Source organism: Campylobacteraceae bacterium (assembly GCA_013215945.1).
In the GTDB taxonomy this organism is placed as follows: Bacteria; Campylobacterota; Campylobacteria; order Campylobacterales; family Arcobacteraceae; genus NORP36.
Map to the genome: position 1 here is coordinate 20930 of JABSOM010000019.1, position 20065 is coordinate 40994.

Below are 20065 nucleotides of genomic sequence, written 5' to 3' on the forward strand. Positions count from 1 at the left end.
CTCTTAGCTAATTAAACGTTTAGGCCTAAATGTTCATCTAATCCAAGCATAATATTCATGTTTTGAACAGCTGCACCTGAGGCACCTTTTCCTAAATTGTCTAATCTCGCTATTATTACCATATAATCCTCATTTTCATAAACAGATAATTCAATACGGTTTGTATTATTACATTTCATAGCATCCAAAAATCCTTCATCAAGATACGTTATATCATCTTCAATAATTTTGACAAAAGCTTCATTCTTATAATAGTTTTTATAAAGTTCTAAAATGCCTTTTTTTGATATAGTTTTGAGTAAATCATCTTTAATTAAATAAGATATAACTAACATACCTTGTTTAAAGTTCCCAACACTAGGAGTAAACAGTGGTGCTGTTTCCAGTTTTAAAATGTATTTCATTTCAGCTAAATGTTTATGATCTAGGTTTAAAGCATAGGGCCTTTGACTCTTAAATGCATTCTCCGCTGCTTCGTAAATATCAATTAAAGTTTTACCTCCACCACTGTATCCCGTAATAGAATGACAAATAAGTTTTTGTTTTTTGGAAATAATATTATTTTCAAGTAAAGGATTCATACTCATAATAAACCCACTTGCATGACATCCAGGATTACAAACTCTAGTGGCTTTTTTAATATGTTCTCTTTGATTTTTATTTAATTCAGCAATTCCATAAACCCAATCTTTTTCTATTCGATGAGCTGTACTTGCATCTATGATTTTTGTTCTTGTATTTGTGATAAGTTTTACAGATTCTTTTGATGCCAAATCAGGCAAACATAAAAAAACTAAATCTGCTTGATTTATTAACTTTTGTTTTATGCTTAAATCTTTTTTGTCTTTTTCATCAATTTTCAATATTTCTAAATCATTTCTCATACTTAACATTTCATTTATTTTTAATCCCGTTGTTCCAAACTGTCCATCAACAAATATTTTAAATTTCATTGTTTACCTTTATTAATTTTTTTCCAAAAACACATACCAGTAAACCTAACATAATAATTCCAGCACCCATTAATTCTAAAGAAGATAATCTCTCCCCTAAAACAATATTAGAAGCACTAAGGCCTACAATAGGAATTAATAAAGCAAAAGGAGTGACTTCTGCTGCTTTGTTATTTTTAAGTAAATATGCCCATAGCGCAAAAGCTAAAAGTGTTGATATATAACTTACATATACCAGTGAAAACCAAGTTGTTTGTGTACTTTGAAGCAGAATATTTAGGATATCTTTGCTTTCTGTATAGTATGAGATACCAAATAAGGGCAAAGGTGGGATCAAACAAACCCACACCATAAAATGCAAGAGATTAACATCTTTCATTTTTTTCATAATGATATTTGAAACAGCCCAGAAAAAAGCAGCTAATAAAATCAAACATAAGCCAAGAACAGTGATATTCCCCTCTGCATTTAAAAAGAAAATACTAAAACCAAGACTTGATATAAAAATTCCCAATAATTGATTCTTTGAAATATGTTCTTTAAAAATAATAACACTTAAAAAAATAGTAAAAAAGACTTGTGCTTGTAAAATCAAAGAAGCAAGACCAGCAGAAGCATCAGCATTCATAGCAAAAAATAATAAAGCAAATTTAAAAATACCTAAAATCACCCCTACTCCAAGTACATTCCAAACAGAAGTTTTTGGAAAAGGAATAAAAAAGACAGCAGGAATAGCAACAATTGTAAACCTTAATGCAGAAAATAAAATAGGCGGCAATTCTTCTAAACCCAGTTTAATAATAGGAAAATTTATACCCCAGATAAGGGCAACTAAAAGAGCTAAGAATATATTTTTTGAATTCAAGGAAAACCTTTATATATAAAATCAAGTACTGTATTTAAAAGGATTGAATTATATATAATATGAAAAATTTAAGATAGCATGAAATTGCTACATAAGATATGTATTCGTTTATACTTGGAAATTCCTATGAATAGCTTATTTACAAGATTAATATTCAATTATTAAATTTAAGCTTTCAAAAAAATGAGCTTTTTTATCATCACTCTTTGTAAAAATTAATTTTACAAATTCTTCTTTACTATCTTCAAAAAAAACTTCATCATTATTAAATAATTCTAAATAGTTATTTTCTATTGTCTTTTTTTTAATACCAAAAATTATTTTAGATAACTTTTGTTTTGAAAAGTTAATTGGCTCATTAATTTTAAGCTTTGTTCCACTTGTTTGCCACCTAAATGTCCATGGTAAACTGGGAGAATCTTCATTTTTCAATACTTCAATAAACATATTTGAAGGTATATAACTGGGTTTATATTTATAACAATTTTCAAATAATTCATCTTCTTCTTTAGAATAATTTAAACACAAACCAAAAGCAGAACAAGTATTTGTTTTATGTTCTGCTCTTTCATATAATTTACTTTTTTTGCTTCTCTCATTTTGTATTTCATCAAAATTATGAACCCATAATATTTCAATAAAAAAATCATTAAAATAAAATTTTCTATTTTGAGTCCCTTGATTTGGATGAATTCTATTAGACCCTTCCATAAAACCAAAAGCAAGTAATTCATTTACAACTTCTTCATGATTATCACAAAAAATAAAAATATGATTTGTTTTCAATGTTTCCCTTTTACAGTAAGAATGTTTTTTCTCAAAAGTTATATTTTAGTATTATTATCTTAGTTCATTAAAAACTTCAAGTGAAGCAAGTAGTTTAGTATCTGCTTTTTTAGCTCCGGCAGTTAAAGTAAATCCTTCTTCAATATACTCTTTTATTAATAGTACTTTTTTAATATTTATATAATCAAATAATTTATTGCCTCCACAAGTACTAGTGCTAGAAGAAATAATTCCTTTTTCCTCCCAATATCGTAGTTTTCTTTGGTTTATACCTGTAATATCTTCAACTTCTCCTATGCACAAACGAAGTTTTGATATCAATTTCAAATCTAATAATTCTTCCATTAAAGTCATTCCTTTTCTATAATATATTCTACAAAAATTGTTGTTAATATACAATTAAGGTAAATAATATTAGTATACATAAAACATAAATTGTATATTATATACAATTTATGTTTATTACTGGAGATAAAATGATAGCAAAAAAATACGAAATGCTTTTGTTTGCATTTATAATGGGGGCATTTATGTCTGGTTTTATGAGTTTAGTAGTTACATTTATTAATATAGGTTTTATTGATAATTTTGTTTATTTTTGGTTGAGTGCATATTGGAAAGCTTTTTTAATCGCATTTCCAACTATATTATTTGTTATTCCTAGAGTTAGAAAAATTGTAAATATTTTAATAGTTAAATGATTTTGTTCCCATTTTTGCATGGGAACAAGAATTATAAAAACAGCTTATTTATCTACATTAAAAATTAAAACGAAGACCGACAACTACTACCAATGGTAAGAGAACTCCAGCATCTAAAGAAATGTTTTTACTAAGTTCAAATTCTAAACCATGGTATATATAAGGAACAAAACCTATTCCAATTTTGTCTTTCATATCTTTATACGTTCCTCCATTTGAACAACTATCAAATGCATCAAAAAAGAACTCGCCAGAATAGGCATACAAGCCTTTAAAAGAGATTCTCTTTCCTAAATCATACCATTTATGTTCTAAACCTAATAATAAACAGCGGTTTGCCTGAGAGTTTTTTAGTGTTCCAATAACTATTTTTGATTTAGGTGAAATTTTGTAGCGGATATCAATATATTGGTTTTTAAACCCTTCATAACTGTGTTCACTGTCTTTGGGAGAGATATGTTTTACATACGTACCCGTTGTAATTGAGAGTTTATTTTCTAAGGTAAAATTATCAGCACATAAAGCAGTAAAGAGAAATATGCTTAAAATATATTTTTTCATACTAAGCTCCATTCTTTAAATAAAGATTTGATTACGGAATAAATATTTAATTATTTTTGGACTTTTTACTATAATTATCATTAATTATATATATTATTTAATTAAAAACTTTTTAGTTTTTTTTATTACTTTTATTTTAAAAGTACTTTTCTATATTTTTTAAATATTTAATGTTAAATAATAGTTATTTAAGCAGCATTTTTTATTTTGTTGTTTTTTGTTATATTTTTACTGTAGGCATGTAATAACATGATTTTTTTATACGAACTAGGGAAAAAAATGATTTTTAAAACTCTTTTTTCTTCTACCACATTTATCTCATATAATTGGGTTTCAAGATGATTAATAAAGCTGTGTTTTAAATTTAACTTTTTTCGCTCTAAACGCAAAAAATGTTTTTGTATTTTTCTTTTTGTTTTCTCATCAAAGGAACATAACCATTCTTTAACAGGCTCTTTATTATCAGCAGTTTTATAATATTCTACTTTCCACATAATTCAATATCCTAGATTAATTGTATTTTAGTATTGAAAGAATAGCTTAAAATTTATTATTAGGTCAAAATATCACAATTTGTAAGACTATGGGAAAAAAGTTTCTAGGACAGTGCAGTAAATAAATAATCATCCATTAAAGTGCCATATCTTATATTTATTAATAATCTACACTTAGATCTAAATCAGAGTTATAATTTACACTTTAGTACATTCATCTTTTATAAAAGATTTATCATCTAAACAACATTGATCTTGCAATTCAGATATTACATCATCCAATAAAGTATAGTTTGCAAAACAGTTTAATACTGTTCCTTTTCTTTCTTGTTTTACCAAATCTAAATTAAGCAGTTTAGAAATATGATGAGAGAGTGTTGAAGCAGGGATAACAAGTTTTTCTTGTATTTTACCAACACTCAAACCTTCTTTTCCAGCCTTTACTAAAAGTCTAAAAATTCTTAACCTAGTAATATTCCCAAGTTGGGCTAAACATTTTACTAATTTTTCTTCATTCATCATATATCCTATTTTTGTTATTCTAGAATTATAGCACTTTCTTTTTATTCAAGACCAATTTTCTTAGCTAAAATACAGATTAACTAAATAACCACAAGCAATAGCCATAGTAAACACTGATACTAAAAAGAAAATCATAATTGGCAATTTAAAAATCTTCTTTAACATAATCATCTCAGGCAAAGAAGCCCCCGCACCTGCTACAGTAAGCGCTAAAATAGCTCCCATTGAAACGCCTCCATCTAATAAAGCAGGAGCTAATCCAACCATTGAACTGGCACGTATGTATAAAGGAATTCCAATTAATGCTGAAAAAGGAATAGCAAAAGGATTGTCTTTTCCTGCATATAAACTTAATAATTCATTGGGTACAAAACCATGAACAAAAGCACCAATAGCTATACCTATTGCAATATAGGGCGCAAAAGATAAAAACTGTTTCCATGTTTTTTTCATTAAATCTTTATTCGTAATTTTTTCCCATTTACTCTTTTTGCTCTCTTCTTCTATAGGTGCTTTACTACAACAAGTAGAAGTATTACTGTTTGCTGTTGTAAAGCTAAATTTGGGTTTTGTACTTGAATCACAACAAGAGCTGTTTATACTTGTATTCTTATTTATTTTTATAAAAAATGATTTTTTTTCTTTTACATCATCTTGAAAAATTTCTTTTTTTATAAATCTTTCAAAACCAAGTTTTTCTAAAGTAAAACCAGCAAGCATTGAAATACAAAATGCTATTAATGCATAAACAATAGTAACTTGATATCCAAAAGCAGACCAAAAAACAATTACTACAATTGGGTTTAATAAAGGAGAAGTAAATAAAAAGGTCATAATAGGACCAAAAGCAGCTCTTGCTTTTAATAAACCCAAGGTTAATGGTATTGTGGAACACGAACAAAATGGAGTAATAGAACCAAGGGCTGAAGCAATTAAATAACCTCCTTTACTAGAAGATAAAACTTTTTGTACTTTTGTAGGATTCATAAATACATTTAGTATTTCTACTAAAAAACTAACCCCTAAAAACAGTATGGATAATTCTAAGAATCCAAATATAAAAAAATTCCCTGCTGCATATAATTGACTTAGTATTTCTTGTGACATTTAATATCCTTAATAGTTTGTTATTTCCAGAAGTATAGAACTATATAACTTAAAACTAACTTTTGTATTTCCAGTAATATAGAAATACAAATTTTTATGCGACTATCTTTCAAAAAAAGTGAAGTTGTATGGTTTATTCTGTATTTTTAGTGTTCTTTAAATATACTGGTTTGTGAAATAAATTTATTTTAAAAGGACGTAACAATGAGTGCAGAAAAAAAAGCAAGTTCAGCCTTACATAAAGCCCAAGAAGCAAATAAAAATATCGAAGTAATTATTGATTTCTTAAAAGATTTACCAATGACCTTATCTTTGGATCATAATCAAGCAGCAGCCTATAAAAAAGCTTTTTCTTCTTTAGAAGAAAGAGTGGAGTAAACACTCTATTTTTTATGCAATAGGATACTAAATTTAGTATCCTATCTTTGAAGTAACTATCCTATTTAGAAGCTAAATAAAATATGTTTCTTTTTTTATAAATTTTTGTAAGCATAAATAGAAATTGCTTCTTCTAAAAAATCCAGCATTTTTATATGAAAAGACTTATGAAACGTCTTCATTCCCTCATCTTCTTTATAAAATAAACTCATTCCGATATATGCTTCTTTACTTGGTTTGTAAAAAACAGAAACTATTTTATAATGTTCAGATATAAAATCTTGTGCTTTTGTATCTAAAGGATTTAGAGTATCAAGTTCTTCTGCTATTTTTGCATACAAAAGATTCCAATTTTTATGAACTTCTTCTTTATTTACATGTGACCAGTTATTCGTTTCTAAAAGACTTTTTTCTTGTTCTTTTTTTAAAGCTATTTTACAAGAATCTATATATTCATTTGTTTTCATAATTTACCTACAGTTTTATATATTATTTAAAGCCTAAGCTTCACCTAAATTTAAAACGAGGTTCTTATAACCTCACTGGTAAAACAAAACATTAAATACCTCCATAAAAATTATTTCCTAATTTCCTAGCAAAAATAATAACTATATTAAACCCAAAAACTCCTGATATAAAATTCTTAATTACCTGTTTTTTATAAAAATTATAAAAACTAAAGAAATCCTTTACACTTTTGTTTTATAATAAAAGTATAAAGGATTCTTATGAACGGATATTTAAAAGTTTTACAAGAAAAAGCTAAAAAGATTAATGTAAATATTGAAGATTGTTCCTATGACAAAGAGTGTATTACAAATTTAATTGCAGCGAAAGTAAGGGCTAACTTAGAACATGAAGAATTAAGTGTCATCAAAGAAAAAGCTGTCATCATTGAAGCTATTATACCTACAAATAAAGAAGATAAAATAGCTTTACTTGATGCAATAGAAGAGAGAATAAAAGAGATTTTAAAAGAAGAAAATGAACGTTTTACAAGTATTGAGCTACAAGAAAACTTCATTCCTTTAGATTTCGGATAATACACAAGAGATCTTGAGTTTTTTCTCTTTAATAAATAATTCTATATTTGTTTTCATCCTCTTTTTCAAAAGCCCACGTCTCACTTACAATGGATTCTAAAAAAGTTTTATCATGACTGATTACAAGTATAGTTCCTCTATATTCTCTTAATGCAAGCTCCAGAGATACAATAGAATCCAAATCCATATGATTGGTTGGTTCATCAAGAATAATCAATGAGGGATGCTCTAAAAGACCTTTTGCAATCATTAATTTTCTTACCTCTCCTGGACTTGGGATAAAACTGTCTTGAAGTTTAATAGGATCAGAGGCTAGTTTCCTTACAATGGTGTATATTTCGCCTTTAAGGTCATTAGTAAGGGCATTTATGCCATCAAAGATTTCTTTACTTTCTTTTTGTGTTATTTCTTGTGGTATATACAAATAGTCATTTCGTAAATCAGCACTGCCTAAGAGATGCTTTAAAAAAGAACTTTTTCCTGCACCATTCTCTCCAATAAGTCCAATTTTATCGTATTGATTAATAGACAAGGATTGAAAAGACAATTCTTTTATTTCCCCTAATTTTAAGATATTATTTTTAATAACAATAGGAAAAATATTTTTAGTTTTTGCGCTTTCAAATTCTATACCAAGTTCAAAGGTCTTATCTGTCTTGATTGTATTTGATATTAATTTATTTTGTTTGGCTTTTAGTTTGGATAACTCTCGTCCATCATTTTTATCTTTTCCAGTAAATCTGGCTAAATCAATTTTGGTTTTACTGTTTTTATCGCCTGGTTCTAAATCTCTTTTTGACATTCTTTTTTTAGATTGACTTACTTTTTCTTTTTGGTTTTGTATGGATTTTTTTAGTTTTTTTAATTCACTGTATTGTTTGTCTTGTGTTTTACCTAAAAAATCCATGTTTGTAAGGTACTCATTCATTGCTTTTGAAAAAGAAGTTTTAAATGAGAATATGTGACTGTTTTTTAAAATAATAGTAGCTTGGGTCAAAGAATCTAAAAGTTCCCTATCATGGCTAACAAGTATTCCAATTCCCTTAAATGCTTTAAGGGCCTCTAAGACTATTTTTTTACTTTTTACATCCAAGTGATTGGTAGGTTCATCCACAAGCAAAACATCCGGTTCGACAAAAATAGCAAGTGCAATTTGCATTCTTTTTTTCTCACCAAAAGAAAGAGTATCCCACTGATACAACCATTCATCATTGATATTCAAAGCATCTCTTATTTTAAACGCTTTACTGGTATACGTCATCATAAAATCTTCTAAATTAGAAGGAATTTCTTCAGTACTTTGTACACAATAATGAGTTAAATCATTACCTTTTATACTTCCTTCATCTGCTTTTAATTCTTTAGCAATAAGTTTTAATAATGTGCTTTTACCAGAGCCATTAGCTCCAACAATACAGCACCATCCTTGTTCAAATTCTAAATCAAGGTTTTCAAAAATAGGAATAACCGAATTCATGTACTTAAAATGTAGGTTTTTAATTGTTAAATGTCGCAAAAGTATATTCCTTGGAGATTATAAAGATTTAAGAAGTTCTTGTCCTATTATATCTAATTAATCAAGAAGCAAAATAAACAGCCTATTCTTATAATTCTATTTATATTTCATTTTTATTTACAATTGAATTATATTCTTGCGAATAAAAAAAATCTCCGCTATATAATTGTTCTATATAATCACTAAACCAGTCTTTTAAACTTAAGGCTACTAACTCTCTTTCTTCATAATCATGCCAAAGAGTAATGATTTGAGCACTTCTTCCAAAACTTGTAGGATTTAAATCAATACAATAATGATCCCCTGAACCGTTAGAGGAAAAAGGTATCCATTTTTTATTCCACAAAACATCTTTAATTCCTGAGTCTGAAATAGCAGGTTTTGCAGAAAAAGTAGCTTCTTGTGAAAAGTTATTCCAATTATTCCAAGCATTAATAATTCCATGCGTTGATAAAAATTCTTGAGAATCAAACAGCCAAGCAGCTTCCCCTTTTTGTCCATTATGTATTTTTAGTATCTCAATTAAATCATTAGGCAAAACAAGAGCAAGAGTATCTGATAATTCTTGTATTTCTTCATTGCTTGCAGGAGGATTTAAATCCTCTAGTCCTTCTTTATAATTAGCACTAAGCCATTCTTTAAATCTATCAAATTCTTTTTGCATAAGAACTCCTTATTGCCTAATATATTATAAATTATTTAAAAGAAAGTTAAATTAACACTTTAAAAAAGATCTCTTAACGATTCTCTAATATCTAAAAATTCATCAAGGTGTTCAAAAAATATATCTACGAGTTTTGGATCAAAGTGTTCTCCACGTTCTTTTTTAAATAAAGTAAAAATACGATCATCGCTCCAAGCTTTTTTATAACATCTCTCGCTTCCTAAAGCGTCAAAAACATCTGCTAAAGCAGTAATTCTTCCGTAAATATGAATTTTTTCACCTTTTAATGCCTGGGGATAACCTTTTCCATTGTATTTTTCATGATGTTCATAAGCAATAGTTGCTGCGCACTTAAGCAGGGGTCTGCTTGAATGTTTTAACATTTCATAACCAATAAGAACATGAGTATCCATGATTATTCTCTCAGCATCAGTAAAAGACCCCGGTTTATTTAATACCAGATCAGGAATTGCTACTTTCCCTATGTCATGCATGGGACTGGCTTGGTGAATCATTTCTGCATCTTTCTCATTTAATCCATAATATAAGGCTAAAAGTTTTGAATATTTAGCAACTCTTTTTACATGATTGCCGGTCTCTTTAGAACGACTCTCGCCTATAGCTCCCATAGTAAAAATAACTTCTCTTTGCGTTTCTTCTATCTCTTTTCCTAAAGATTGAACTTCTTTAAGTTTATCTTGCAATTGATCATAATCTTGTTTTTGTCGTTTATCACTACGTGCCATAATTTTTTCACGACGTTCGATGTCTTTTATAAGATTATTGGTTGTTGAGAGAAAGTCTGCTTGCAAAGATTTTATTTCTAATATATGTTTGTTATCTGTTAATGTATTCATAATATTTGTCTTTTAACTTTTTAAGTCAATTTTATTTTCAATTAATTGAATATTTAAAGATTTAAAACTATCTTGAAAATCTTCACCATCTTCTTTTGAACTATCATCATCTTGATTATATATCCAATTAATATTTACATCTATTTCCTTTTGGCTCTGAACAAAAATATCAATTAAATCAAACATATCAAACAGTGCTTTGGAACTACTTGAATTAAAATACGTTAAATTGAAGTTGAATATTATATTTTTCAATCTTTTATTAGACTCATCTTTAAAAAAAGTTTCTAAAGTGTTTAACAGTTGTTTATAAAATTCAAAGGTATTTTCAGAGTATGATTTACCTTCTATACTAAAAATCCCCTTTTGAAAATCAAAATTTATTTCAGGTGTGTGCAAGGTTTTTTCGATAAATATTGTCTTGTATTTCATTGTTTTTCCTCCAGATTTATTTATTTATTTGTACAGTAATTTCCAGCCTTGATAAGTTATCTTCTAGTTTTTTGATTTCATAAAAAATATTATCAGACTTTCTAGCCAATTGATATAAACCGATTCCTCCACCATTTTCATGTGAAGTTTCACCACTTTTACGTAGTTCATTGTATTTTTTAGTAATTTCTTCTTTATTTAATTCGCATATATTTAATAATATATTTTCAATCTTTAAAAGCGTTTTATTATCAATATTATTTATTGCAGTAACATAATAGTTCTTTTCATCATGCTCAATAAGAATTTTCTCACTATCATAATTATTGATATAATCTCTTTTAGAATATTTCATTACATTTTGAGATAGTTCTATAAAAACTATATATAGTCTTCTTGATATTGTTTGACTTTCTTCAATATCTTTTATTTGAACTTCTAATGCTTTTATTAAGGATAAAATTATGGCTTGTGAAAAATAACCACTGTATCCCATAAATAAAGTAGTATTTTTTTTATTACTCATTATTTTTTTCTCCTGCTTCCTTTAATACATTTTTTTTAATTTTTAAGCCAATAAAACATATATCATCCACTACTTCATACTTTCCTCTGTACGCATCAAGAATTGATGTATAAATATTTTTTTGTTCTTTAAATATTTTATGATGATTCTTATTAATCATGTTTAATAATCTTTTTTTACCAAATCTCAACTCTTTTTTTTCGCTAATTGTATCTACAACTCCATCCGTAGTTAAATAAACCTTTATTTCCTTTTTAAAAGTAATTAACGTTTCTTCATATTCATAGTCATATTTACAAGAGGGGTAACCTACAGAATAACGATTTGAGGTAATCCATCTTGCGCAGTTTTTTTCATCCAGTATAATTAAATTCATCATTGCACCTGCATACTTTAATAAACCAGCTCTTTTATCAATATATAAAATTCCTCCGTCAAAACCTGCATTTGATTTTGATGTATTGTTGTATTGTTGTAAAATATCTTTAATTCTTCTATTAAAGTATCCTAGAATTTTCCCTGGAGAGATTTCCATTTTCTTGTTATTTAGTTTATTAATAAGTTCGTGTTGAATTGATTTAACAATCATTGTTACAAATGCTCCTGAAATGCTGTGACCAGTACAATCAATACACATTACAAGAGATTTATTTTCATCCTTATTTAAAACATCAATGAAATAAATATCTCCACCCACTTTACTTTTGGGTTTCCAAGTAAGGAAACCATCTTCATACAAGATAGAAAGGAGTAATTTATGTGGTCGAATCGCATCTTGTAAAAGACTTGAATAATCCATCGCATCTGTTAAGTTTTTATTAATTCGAAGCAATTGTTCATTGGCATAATCAAGCTCTGCCGTTCTTTGTAAAATCTTAGATTGAAGGTTTTTATTATAATCAACAATAGTATTTGAAAACTTGTTAAAGGTTGTTATCAAGTCTCCAATTTCATCATTTTTATCTTTTTCATATTCTTTATAATCTTCTAAGTGATTCGTATTTATATAGGATAAGTAGGAGGATAATTTAGTGATTCTTGTTAGTGGATTTAAAATACCTCTAATTATATAGTACATTACAATAGAGTATCCTAGAAGAATAATTAAAGATAAATAAAGAAGTTTATTTGTTAAATCAGAATACTTATCTTCTGTTTTTTTGGTTAAATCACTTTGAATTAAATTAATAATATCTAATATGTTTTGACCAATTTCTTTTCCATGTCCTCTTGTTAATTCATCTGCATTATGATAATCAAAATTATCATAAACATAAACATCAATAGATTCATAATATTTCTGTATTAAAAAAATATGGCTTTTTTTAATTTTATGCAAAGCGGATGTATATTTATCAAAGAGTGGGTCTTTAAATAAAATATCCATTTCTTTATAAATTTGTGCAGATGATTTTTCTATTTTTTTAGAGTATTTATCTAAATCTTTTTTTCTAAAACCTCTTATAAAAAGATTTTTCCTATTCTTAGCTTGTTTGGAGTAATCAATATAAATAGATTCCATTCTTTGTTTAACAACAAGTATCTCTGCTGTATTTTTTTTAATACTACTAAAACTGCCACTTACATAATAAATAAGCCCAGGAAAACTAAAAAAAAGAACTATCGAAAAAGGTATTATAACCTTTAAGGACGTTTTTTTGATACTATCATATTTTTTCATTTCTAAAACCTTAAGTTTCCAACTTACCATTAACTAGTGTAAGTTTAGTTATCCATGTCCCTTGTAAATTACAGACAGAAGAAACATTAATATTGGCAAGGGCATCTTTTGTTTTTCCATGCCTTTTTTGTAATAATAAGATGCCAAATGATTTAAAGATATTTTTACTTCTCATTATTATTTTTTCTTACTTCTTTTTCTTTTTTTTCTTTTTTTTCTTTTGCTTTTGCTTTTTTTTCCCAAATATCTTATTAACAAAATTAGTCCACTTATAAAAGAAAGAATAAATATGAATTGAATACTTAAAAACACTCCCCAACTCATCCATCTAAAATTTTTATTCTCAAAGAAACGCCCTTCGTGTATATCTTCAATCCAATCCGTATATCGAGGAATTGCCCTTTGAACTTCCCCTGTAACAGAATTAATTCTGACCTCATACCCTATATCATGTTTGTTATAAACTCGAGCTACCATATGACCACTGCGGGGATAGGTATAAACTCTCCATACATCTTTCCATGACTTAATATTTGCTTCTTTTGCAGCCTCATCTGTTTTTAGAATTTTCAAGAACTCTGGTATTTCAATCTTAGGAACAATAACTGCAGCTGTTTTAATTTGTTTATATTCATCATTGGGAGAAAAAGATTCAGGTAAATAGTGTTTTGCTTGTAAAACTAAACCACTAAGTGCCGTTATTAATAAAGGTAAAACGATAATAGGTGTTAACCAAAGATGTAGGCCTCTTGCACTTAATAAACTTTTCCATCCTATTGTTTTCATCTTTTTAAGCCATAAATAAACGCCACTAATAATTAAAAAAAGAAAAATAAAGCTAGAAATTAAAAAATAATAAGTTAAATCTAGCTTACTCTCTTCATTCATATTCTGATTGGGTCCAACCATTTCACCTGCATGTAATCTTGAAATCCAATCATAGTTTCTTTTTGAAACTACTTCAACCTCACCAGTAACAGTATTAACTTGTGCTTCCATTAGATTATTGGCTTTTACTTTAACCATGGATTTTTTTGGACGCCAATCTAGGTGATAAATGTCATCCCAAGATTTTACACCCATCTTAGGTTCAGCCATAACCGCTGTTAAAATCTCTTCGTGTGTTAAAAGATGTTGATATTTAAGCTTTTTCCCCTGCTCGTTTTTTGCACTTAATCCACTTGGCATTACAAGGGGAGCATCTCTTCGTATTTTCATAAAATAGCCAGTTGTAAAAAATATCACTATAGCAAATAAACTAATTACTGATCCCCAAATATGCCATAATCTCATTATTCTATTCATACGAGTCCACCTAAATTATTATTTTATTAATTATTATATTATAAATTATTATATTGTAGTATTACCATATAATTATTATAAAACACTGAAAATATCAATAAAGTATTGATATTTTACATCAATAGAAAAAGAAATCTCTTCTTTTTTATTAAATATTATTAACATAAAAAAGCATTCATAAAATAAAACTAATGCATTAAATAAATATATAAGTAATTACTTTATTAAAATTAATTAACATCTTTTTTTACTTTATTTGAAATAAAAAATAAAAAAATAGCTCATGATTTGCTAATACACCAAACATATAATTCTATTTACTTCAAAGAAAAACAAAATAAAATTTAAATAAATAAATTTATGGATTATTTATTTATTTATTTTTAATTAGTTCTTAATTTGCTTTTAATTGTTATATATATACCTTGTAAATAGATTTATCATACTATTATTCATCATCTGAAAATTTGCATTAGAAGTACAACATTTGAAACCTTAAGTTAGAAGAGTATTAACCTTTAATAAGTATAGATTATATAAAAAACACTAGGAATGATTATTACATCCTTGAGTACAAAGAGATATAAACAGTGTTTAGAGATAAAAATAAGAGAAAAAATAAAATTATTCATATAAAAAAAGACTAAGAGATAATTACTCTCTTGCAAAAATAACAAGAAGATTTAAAAAAGATAAAATAGTTATATTCTCCAATAAAACCATATATTTAAAGTAAAACTATGGTAAAAATTTTATTTATCATAGAGTTTTGATTTAGCAAGTTCATATTCTGTCATGAATCTTTTCACTATTTTTTCTATCGTTTCAATCTTATTAGAAAACTCAATAGAAGGACCAGCGCACCATATAGTTTTATAAGTAGCAGAGAAAGCCGCTTTTTCAATGAGCTTCATGCCTTTATAATAGGTCAGTATTTTTAGGTATTTTTTTAAATATTTATTTTTCATTAATAACTTTTCCAAAAAATTTAATTCTTTCCCCATTTTTTGTTGGTAAGGAGTATTAATAACAGTACAAGGAGTACCTGATATTTTTGAACTTAAAACAATATCATTAGCACCATATTGAAGTACTGCTTCTTTATAGTCTTGATGCACAGTAGCTTCTTCGCATGTTATAAAAGGACTACCAATTGAGCACCCTTGCGCCCCTAAACTAAGCATAGAAAGAATACCTGAACCAGTTGCAACTCCACCTGCTGCTATGATAGGAATTTTAATATGCTCTTTTAATAAAGGAATTAAAATTGATGCCGGAATATTCCCCCTATGTCCGCCTGCTCCTGAATTTACAGCAATAATCGCATCTGCACCTAGAGCTTCAACTTTTTTTGCATACTTAAGTTCTGTAACATCACAAATAATACGAACACCTTTAGAAGCAAGTTTATCAATAGTTTCTTTGGGATTGCCCAAAGAAGTAATAACAAAAGAAGGAGGATATTTCTCTAAAAGTATAAGGTGTTCTTTCAAAAATACATTAGAAGCATTAACAATAAGATTAATGCCATAAGCCCCCGAACAATTCATGTCTAAATCAATAAGTGCCTCTTCAAAAGCCTTGAGTGTTCTAAAATTTAAAGAAGGAATACATCCCATTATTCCAGCTTCACAGGCTTTAATAAGCATAGAAGGATTTGAAACAAGAAACATAGGAGCTAAGATTATTGGGAACTTTATTCCAAAAGTACTAGTAAGCCATGTATTCATTTTATACCTTTATAAACAGTTGTCATTTATCAAGCTAAAATTTGTTCATTTTAATATACGTCAATTATAACATCTTAATTTCAAGAAGCATATCAATTAAAAAAGTAGCTAAATCTAAATACTAAGGAATTAAGCTCAGAGTTAAATTTCACTTGACTTAATATTTTTTTGAGGTTATAATACCAGCTGGTATTTAATTAATCTTAAATGAAAAAGAATTTTATTTAACAATAATTAGAAGATAAAATATGGGCTTTTGCTCAAAACAAAAATAACAAGGACATTATTTTGAAAATAAATTTATTTAACCCTTTTAAACTAAATGATACAATTGAGTTACAAAACCGTGTACTAATGGCTCCATTAACACGTTGTATGGCAGATGATGATTTAGTTCCAACTCAAGCTATGGCAGATTATTATGCAAAACGTGCAGATGCAGGTTTAATTATTTCAGAAGCAACTATTATTAGAGCGGATGGACAAGGTTATCCAAATACTCCAGGAATATACTCAATAGCACAAATTGAAGGTTGGAAAAAAGTTACAGATGCTGTACATAAAAATGGAGGAAAAATATTTGCTCAAATTTGGCATGTAGGTCGTGTTGCTCATCCATTTTTTACAAATAGTGATGTTTTAGCACCCTCTGCCGTTGCAACAGAAGGTTCTGTTCCTAGAATGAGAAATTTAACCTATCAAACTCCCAAAGCCCTTCAACTTGAAGAAATTAAAACTTTAGTAAAGGATTATGCAAAAGCTTCTACAAATGCTATTGAAGCAGGTTTTGATGGGGTAGAAATACACGGAGCCAATGGTTATTTAATTGATCAGTTTTTACATCACGAAGCGAATATCAGAGAAGACGAATATGGGCAAACACCCCAAAACATGTCCCGTTTTGCACTAGAAGTTGTAGATGCCGTTATTGATGCTATTGGTTCACACAGAACAGCTTTAAGATTAAGTCCTGCTGGCTACTTTAATATGAAAGAAGACAAACGAGATAAAGCTGTTTTTGATTATTTGTTAGAAACATTACAAAACAAAAACTTAGTCTATTTACATGCTGGAATTTTTGATGATTCTATGCGTTTTGATTCTTTGGAAGGCAAGAACTTTTCAGAATACTTAAGAGAAGGATATAAAGGAACCTTAGTAGGAGTTGGAGCTTATACTTATAAAAGTGCAAAAGATTCTATTAATAAAAAAGCTTTTGATTTAATAGCAATTGGCCGTCCTTTTATCGCAAACCCTGATTATATGTATAAAATAAAAAACAGTATAGAAGTTTTAGAGTATAAAGAAGAAATGTTAAACGAGTTAATCTAAACTTTAAGAAAGAATAGAAAAAGACAAGGTTAATATTTCTTTGACTTGTTTCTCTTCTTTTCCTTGCATAAGTAATAATGCAGCATTATTTATTTGTGTATTAAGATAGTCAACTGCAAGTTCTGTTGTAATATTTGTTTTTAGTTGACCTTTTTCTTTAGCGTTTAAAATACATTCTTTATAAGCTTGCAAAAATTTATTTTGCATTGAAAGAATTTGTTTTTGCGTTTTTGGTCCCATATTTATTTTTGAATCTTGTAATTTTACTAAAAGGCAGCCCTTTGCAGCTTTCTTATCTTCTTTTTTTGAAGTTACATACATTACTATTTTTTCAAGTATTTGTTTAAAACTTTCATTAAGCGTCAATATTTTCAATAAACCAGAAGAAACATCTTTTTCATATTTTAAAAGTACGGCTTCAAGTAAACCGTCCTCATTTCCAAATTCTCTGTAAATTCCTGGTTTAGAAACATTTACTCGTCTGCAAATTTCATTTAAAGAGATGCTGTTTTTTTCATCCAACCAATATTCAAGCATTGCGATATCTACGGTTTCTTTGCAGTCTAACGTTTTGGGTCGTCCTCTCACACTTTTACGTGTTGTAGTTTCATTTATATTCATATTCTTACCTCTAAATCCATAGCATTTTAATTATACTAATTATACTTAAATTTAACTAATTGATCTAAGCCCCCTCTTCTTAGAAGATCTATTTAGTATTGTTTTTTGACTTTATTCTTTTGTGATAAAAATACCAAGTAATCCAAAAAAATAAAGACAAAAAAATGGCTGTTAATATCGCTGGTTTAGGATTTTGCAAACTACTAATGGACCCTGCATATGATGCAAGAAGGACATAAGGAATAGAACTTAAACTCCATGCAAGTGTAAACTTTTTAAAAGGCATAAGCGTCATTCCAGAAAGACACGCTGTAGTCTCAGGAATAATTGGCATAGCACGAGAAAGTAGTATCATTACAAAACCATGTTTATTAAAGGTTTTTATAAGTTCTAATCTTTTATTCTCTTCTTTAATTAAAAAAAGTAAGATATTCTCTCCGTAATACCTGCTTACAATATAACCAGTAAATCCTGCTAAAAACACTCCTATTATAGAAAATACAGCTCCCAGCATAAATCCTAAAAAATATCCAGATAAAATAATAATACTTAAGGTCGGTACTGCTATGAATAAATCAGCAAATAACAAAAATGAGATTAATAAACCAACATAAAGTGGCGATATATTTTTAGCTTCTTGTAAATATTCTTCTATATCTTCTAGTGTTAAAATACCTGTAACTTTAATTATTATAAAACTAATAGCAAAAATGGATGCTATTATTAAAAAAACTCTTATTAACTCTTTCATAAAATCTCCTAAGGGTAGATTAAAGATATATTTATTTTTTCTTGAAACTCTTCAAGTGTTAATTTAGAGTTTTTGTAGTTTGGCGGTCCAAACATAGAAACTTCTTGTTTTTTTGAAAAACCTAATCCCTCTTTAGGATAAATACCTGTCCAATTTTTACTAACTTTACCATCACTGTTTTCATCATGATGCACTTTTATTGATAAGTCTTTTATATTATCTTCTATCTCAAAAGTAAAGTTCTCTTTATATTCTCTTACTTTTATTATTTGATGAAACAGAGCTTCTTTGTGTACTTTTGGATATCCCTTAACCCCAAAAATATAAACAGCAATGTTTCCTGCTTTTTTTACATTAATATTATCTACTGTAATATTTAACTGTGTAGCATTTAGACTAACTATACTCATAACTATACTCCATATTATAAATTTTTTTTTCATTATTTTTTCCTTTATTTAATATTTTTTCATTATATTTTTAGCAAGAGAAGGAAAAAATCTAAGTAAAAATCTTAAAAGTTTTACCTTACCGATATCATGATCTAAGATATTATGTTCAAGTCCATATATAATTTGTTTTGCAGCATTTTCAGGCGATATTTTATTTTTCCCTCTGCCTTTTGACATCTTAGTATCAACCAATTCTAGAAATACTTGATGAACACTTATATTGCTTTTTTGAAGTTGATATCTAAGTGCTTGTGTAAAAATATTTAAGGCGCCTTTTGTAGCGCAATAGATTGCAGATGACGTTTTGGGCGTTAAGGCTAGGCCTGAATTAACATTTAAAATACTTGCTTTTGGATTATTAAGTAATAGAGGCAAGAGTTTATACGTCAAACTACATACACTGGTAAAATTGATAGTTATCTCTTTAGCTATATTTGCATAATCAAAGCCCTCATCTAAAAATGTTGGATGATATTGAACCCCTGCATTATTTATAAGTACATTGATTGTTTTATAATCTTTTATAATAGTATTTGAAAGCACTTCAATTTCAGAAGTATTTGAAAGATCTGCTTGATAGATTTTAATATTTTTAAACTGTTCTGATAATTTTTTTAGTTTAAGCATATCTTTTGAGATAATTATTAAGGTATTGTTTTGCTGCAGTAATTTTACTATTTCATAACCAATACCAGATGTACCACCAGTAATTAGCACTGTTTGATTTTCCATTAAAACTCCTAGGTATGTTTTAATAGAAATAATACTTGATATGAAAATTTATTTCA

Annotated in this window: 25 protein-coding genes; 4 read left to right on the top strand and 21 right to left on the bottom strand. The window is 27.6% G+C overall.

Annotated elements, in window-relative coordinates; translation table 11 throughout:
• Window positions 1-11 precede the first annotated feature (11 nt).
• The 4 genes from argC to HRT41_15360 all read right to left on the bottom strand — a co-directional run bounded on the left by argC (window position 12) and on the right by HRT41_15360 (window position 2958).
• The gene (argC, locus tag HRT41_15345) at window positions 12-953 is read right to left on the bottom strand and encodes an N-acetyl-gamma-glutamyl-phosphate reductase (GenBank protein ID NQY25395.1); all 942 of its coding nucleotides are present in this window, start codon (window positions 951-953) and stop codon (window positions 12-14) included.
• Window positions 943-1818, bottom strand: a complete 876-nt coding sequence (locus HRT41_15350) for an EamA family transporter (GenBank protein NQY25396.1) — start codon at window positions 1816-1818, stop codon at window positions 943-945. Before HRT41_15350 ends, argC begins: the two co-directional genes overlap by 11 nt.
• A 147-nt stretch (window positions 1819-1965) precedes the next feature.
• On the bottom strand, window positions 1966-2604 hold the full coding sequence (locus HRT41_15355) for a hypothetical protein (protein ID NQY25397.1): 639 nt from the start codon (window positions 2602-2604) through the stop codon (window positions 1966-1968).
• Window positions 2605-2658: 54 nt separating this feature from the next.
• The gene (locus HRT41_15360; GenBank protein NQY25398.1) at window positions 2659-2958 is read right to left on the bottom strand and encodes a MerR family transcriptional regulator; all 300 of its coding nucleotides are present in this window, start codon (window positions 2956-2958) and stop codon (window positions 2659-2661) included.
• Between the two features lie 122 nt (window positions 2959-3080).
• Between HRT41_15360 and HRT41_15365 the strand changes: the two genes are divergently transcribed.
• Complete coding sequence (locus HRT41_15365) at window positions 3081-3305, top strand: DUF2798 domain-containing protein (protein ID NQY25399.1); 225 nt, start codon at window positions 3081-3083, stop codon at window positions 3303-3305.
• A gap of 57 nt (window positions 3306-3362) precedes the next feature.
• Here HRT41_15365 and HRT41_15370 read toward each other — a convergent pair whose 3' ends face one another.
• The 4 genes from HRT41_15370 to HRT41_15385 form a co-directional block, all read right to left on the bottom strand.
• The gene (locus tag HRT41_15370; protein ID NQY25400.1) at window positions 3363-3866 is read right to left on the bottom strand and encodes a hypothetical protein; all 504 of its coding nucleotides are present in this window, start codon (window positions 3864-3866) and stop codon (window positions 3363-3365) included.
• 188 nt (window positions 3867-4054) lie between these two features.
• Window positions 4055-4360 carry a type II toxin-antitoxin system RelE/ParE family toxin gene (locus tag HRT41_15375; GenBank protein ID NQY25401.1) on the bottom strand — a complete coding sequence of 102 codons (306 nt, stop codon included), beginning with the start codon at window positions 4358-4360 and terminating at the stop codon, window positions 4055-4057.
• A gap of 198 nt (window positions 4361-4558) precedes the next feature.
• Window positions 4559-4879, bottom strand: coding sequence for a helix-turn-helix transcriptional regulator (locus tag HRT41_15380; protein NQY25402.1), 321 nt, complete (start codon window positions 4877-4879; stop codon window positions 4559-4561).
• A gap of 63 nt (window positions 4880-4942) precedes the next feature.
• Window positions 4943-5989: a permease gene (locus HRT41_15385; protein ID NQY25403.1), complete on the bottom strand. Its 1047-nt coding sequence runs from the start codon at window positions 5987-5989 to the stop codon at window positions 4943-4945.
• A gap of 204 nt (window positions 5990-6193) precedes the next feature.
• Between HRT41_15385 and HRT41_15390 the strand changes: the two genes are divergently transcribed.
• Entirely contained in the window at window positions 6194-6367 is a 174-nt protein-coding gene (locus tag HRT41_15390; protein NQY25404.1) for a hypothetical protein, read from the top strand.
• 95 nt (window positions 6368-6462) lie between these two features.
• Here the strand turns inward: HRT41_15390 and HRT41_15395 are convergent, their stop codons facing one another.
• Window positions 6463-6834, bottom strand: a complete 372-nt coding sequence (locus HRT41_15395) for a TipAS antibiotic-recognition domain-containing protein (GenBank protein NQY25405.1) — start codon at window positions 6832-6834, stop codon at window positions 6463-6465.
• A 261-nt stretch (window positions 6835-7095) separates the two neighbouring features.
• On the opposite strand from HRT41_15395, the gene HRT41_15400 reads away from it, so the two are divergent.
• Window positions 7096-7410, top strand: coding sequence for a hypothetical protein (locus HRT41_15400; GenBank protein ID NQY25406.1), 315 nt, complete (start codon window positions 7096-7098; stop codon window positions 7408-7410).
• Between the two features lie 28 nt (window positions 7411-7438).
• Here HRT41_15400 and HRT41_15405 read toward each other — a convergent pair whose 3' ends face one another.
• From HRT41_15405 to HRT41_15440, 8 genes are all read right to left on the bottom strand, one after another.
• A complete protein-coding gene (locus tag HRT41_15405) occupies window positions 7439-8887 on the bottom strand; it encodes an ABC-F family ATP-binding cassette domain-containing protein (GenBank protein NQY25407.1) in 1449 nt (482 codons plus the stop codon).
• Window positions 8888-9026: 139 nt separating this feature from the next.
• On the bottom strand, window positions 9027-9590 hold the full coding sequence (locus HRT41_15410) for an SMI1/KNR4 family protein (GenBank protein ID NQY25408.1): 564 nt from the start codon (window positions 9588-9590) through the stop codon (window positions 9027-9029).
• A 59-nt stretch (window positions 9591-9649) separates the two neighbouring features.
• Entirely contained in the window at window positions 9650-10447 is a 798-nt protein-coding gene (locus HRT41_15415) for an HD domain-containing protein (GenBank protein ID NQY25409.1), read from the bottom strand.
• A gap of 12 nt (window positions 10448-10459) precedes the next feature.
• Window positions 10460-10879 (bottom strand): DUF1987 domain-containing protein, encoded by a 420-nt coding sequence (locus HRT41_15420; GenBank protein NQY25410.1) that lies wholly within the window; start codon window positions 10877-10879, stop codon window positions 10460-10462.
• A 16-nt stretch (window positions 10880-10895) separates the two neighbouring features.
• Window positions 10896-11405 (bottom strand): hypothetical protein, encoded by a 510-nt coding sequence (locus HRT41_15425; GenBank protein NQY25411.1) that lies wholly within the window; start codon window positions 11403-11405, stop codon window positions 10896-10898.
• Complete coding sequence (locus HRT41_15430; GenBank protein NQY25412.1) at window positions 11398-13086, bottom strand: SpoIIE family protein phosphatase; 1689 nt, start codon at window positions 13084-13086, stop codon at window positions 11398-11400. Before HRT41_15430 ends, HRT41_15425 begins: the two co-directional genes overlap by 8 nt.
• 177 nt (window positions 13087-13263) lie before the next feature.
• Window positions 13264-14391 carry a PepSY domain-containing protein gene (locus HRT41_15435; GenBank protein NQY25413.1) on the bottom strand — a complete coding sequence of 376 codons (1128 nt, stop codon included), beginning with the start codon at window positions 14389-14391 and terminating at the stop codon, window positions 13264-13266.
• 752 nt (window positions 14392-15143) lie between these two features.
• Window positions 15144-16121, bottom strand: a complete 978-nt coding sequence (locus HRT41_15440; protein ID NQY25414.1) for a nitronate monooxygenase — start codon at window positions 16119-16121, stop codon at window positions 15144-15146.
• A gap of 288 nt (window positions 16122-16409) precedes the next feature.
• Between HRT41_15440 and HRT41_15445 the strand changes: the two genes are divergently transcribed.
• Window positions 16410-17453, top strand: a complete 1044-nt coding sequence (locus HRT41_15445) for an alkene reductase (GenBank protein NQY25415.1) — start codon at window positions 16410-16412, stop codon at window positions 17451-17453.
• Between the two features lie 3 nt (window positions 17454-17456).
• On the opposite strand, the gene HRT41_15450 is transcribed toward HRT41_15445, so the two are convergent.
• The 4 genes from HRT41_15450 to HRT41_15465 form a co-directional block, all read right to left on the bottom strand.
• On the bottom strand, window positions 17457-18074 hold the full coding sequence (locus tag HRT41_15450) for a TetR/AcrR family transcriptional regulator (GenBank protein NQY25416.1): 618 nt from the start codon (window positions 18072-18074) through the stop codon (window positions 17457-17459).
• A gap of 88 nt (window positions 18075-18162) precedes the next feature.
• A complete protein-coding gene (locus HRT41_15455; GenBank protein NQY25417.1) occupies window positions 18163-18825 on the bottom strand; it encodes a VTT domain-containing protein in 663 nt (220 codons plus the stop codon).
• Window positions 18826-18833: 8 nt separating this feature from the next.
• Entirely contained in the window at window positions 18834-19235 is a 402-nt protein-coding gene (locus HRT41_15460; protein ID NQY25418.1) for a DUF2141 domain-containing protein, read from the bottom strand.
• 48 nt (window positions 19236-19283) lie between these two features.
• Window positions 19284-20009 carry an SDR family NAD(P)-dependent oxidoreductase gene (locus HRT41_15465; protein ID NQY25419.1) on the bottom strand — a complete coding sequence of 242 codons (726 nt, stop codon included), beginning with the start codon at window positions 20007-20009 and terminating at the stop codon, window positions 19284-19286.
• Window positions 20010-20065: the final 56 nt, after the last annotated feature.

Excerpts from the sequence above, each read along its gene's own strand:
- argC (NQY25395.1), bottom strand. The coding sequence starts at position 953 with ATGAAATTTAAAATATTTGTTGATGGACAGTTTGGAACAACGGGATTA.
- HRT41_15360 (NQY25398.1), bottom strand. The coding sequence starts at position 2,958 with ATGACTTTAATGGAAGAATTATTAGATTTGAAATTGATATCAAAACTT.
- HRT41_15365 (NQY25399.1), top strand. The coding sequence starts at position 3,081 with ATGATAGCAAAAAAATACGAAATGCTTTTGTTTGCATTTATAATGGGG.
- HRT41_15370 (NQY25400.1), bottom strand. The coding sequence starts at position 3,866 with ATGAAAAAATATATTTTAAGCATATTTCTCTTTACTGCTTTATGTGCT.
- HRT41_15375 (NQY25401.1), bottom strand. The coding sequence starts at position 4,360 with ATGTGGAAAGTAGAATATTATAAAACTGCTGATAATAAAGAGCCTGTT.
- HRT41_15380 (NQY25402.1), bottom strand. The coding sequence starts at position 4,879 with ATGAATGAAGAAAAATTAGTAAAATGTTTAGCCCAACTTGGGAATATT.
- HRT41_15385 (NQY25403.1), bottom strand. The coding sequence starts at position 5,989 with ATGTCACAAGAAATACTAAGTCAATTATATGCAGCAGGGAATTTTTTT.
- HRT41_15390 (NQY25404.1), top strand. The coding sequence starts at position 6,194 with ATGAGTGCAGAAAAAAAAGCAAGTTCAGCCTTACATAAAGCCCAAGAA.
- HRT41_15395 (NQY25405.1), bottom strand. The coding sequence starts at position 6,834 with ATGAAAACAAATGAATATATAGATTCTTGTAAAATAGCTTTAAAAAAA.
- HRT41_15400 (NQY25406.1), top strand. The coding sequence starts at position 7,096 with ATGAACGGATATTTAAAAGTTTTACAAGAAAAAGCTAAAAAGATTAAT.
- HRT41_15405 (NQY25407.1), bottom strand. The coding sequence starts at position 8,887 with ATGAATTCGGTTATTCCTATTTTTGAAAACCTTGATTTAGAATTTGAA.
- HRT41_15410 (NQY25408.1), bottom strand. The coding sequence starts at position 9,590 with ATGCAAAAAGAATTTGATAGATTTAAAGAATGGCTTAGTGCTAATTAT.
- HRT41_15415 (NQY25409.1), bottom strand. The coding sequence starts at position 10,447 with ATGAATACATTAACAGATAACAAACATATATTAGAAATAAAATCTTTG.
- HRT41_15420 (NQY25410.1), bottom strand. The coding sequence starts at position 10,879 with ATGAAATACAAGACAATATTTATCGAAAAAACCTTGCACACACCTGAA.
- HRT41_15425 (NQY25411.1), bottom strand. The coding sequence starts at position 11,405 with ATGAGTAATAAAAAAAATACTACTTTATTTATGGGATACAGTGGTTAT.
- HRT41_15430 (NQY25412.1), bottom strand. The coding sequence starts at position 13,086 with ATGAAAAAATATGATAGTATCAAAAAAACGTCCTTAAAGGTTATAATA.
- HRT41_15435 (NQY25413.1), bottom strand. The coding sequence starts at position 14,391 with ATGAATAGAATAATGAGATTATGGCATATTTGGGGATCAGTAATTAGT.
- HRT41_15440 (NQY25414.1), bottom strand. The coding sequence starts at position 16,121 with ATGAATACATGGCTTACTAGTACTTTTGGAATAAAGTTCCCAATAATC.
- HRT41_15450 (NQY25416.1), bottom strand. The coding sequence starts at position 18,074 with ATGAATATAAATGAAACTACAACACGTAAAAGTGTGAGAGGACGACCC.
- HRT41_15455 (NQY25417.1), bottom strand. The coding sequence starts at position 18,825 with ATGAAAGAGTTAATAAGAGTTTTTTTAATAATAGCATCCATTTTTGCT.
- HRT41_15460 (NQY25418.1), bottom strand. The coding sequence starts at position 19,235 with ATGAGTATAGTTAGTCTAAATGCTACACAGTTAAATATTACAGTAGAT.
- HRT41_15465 (NQY25419.1), bottom strand. The coding sequence starts at position 20,009 with ATGGAAAATCAAACAGTGCTAATTACTGGTGGTACATCTGGTATTGGT.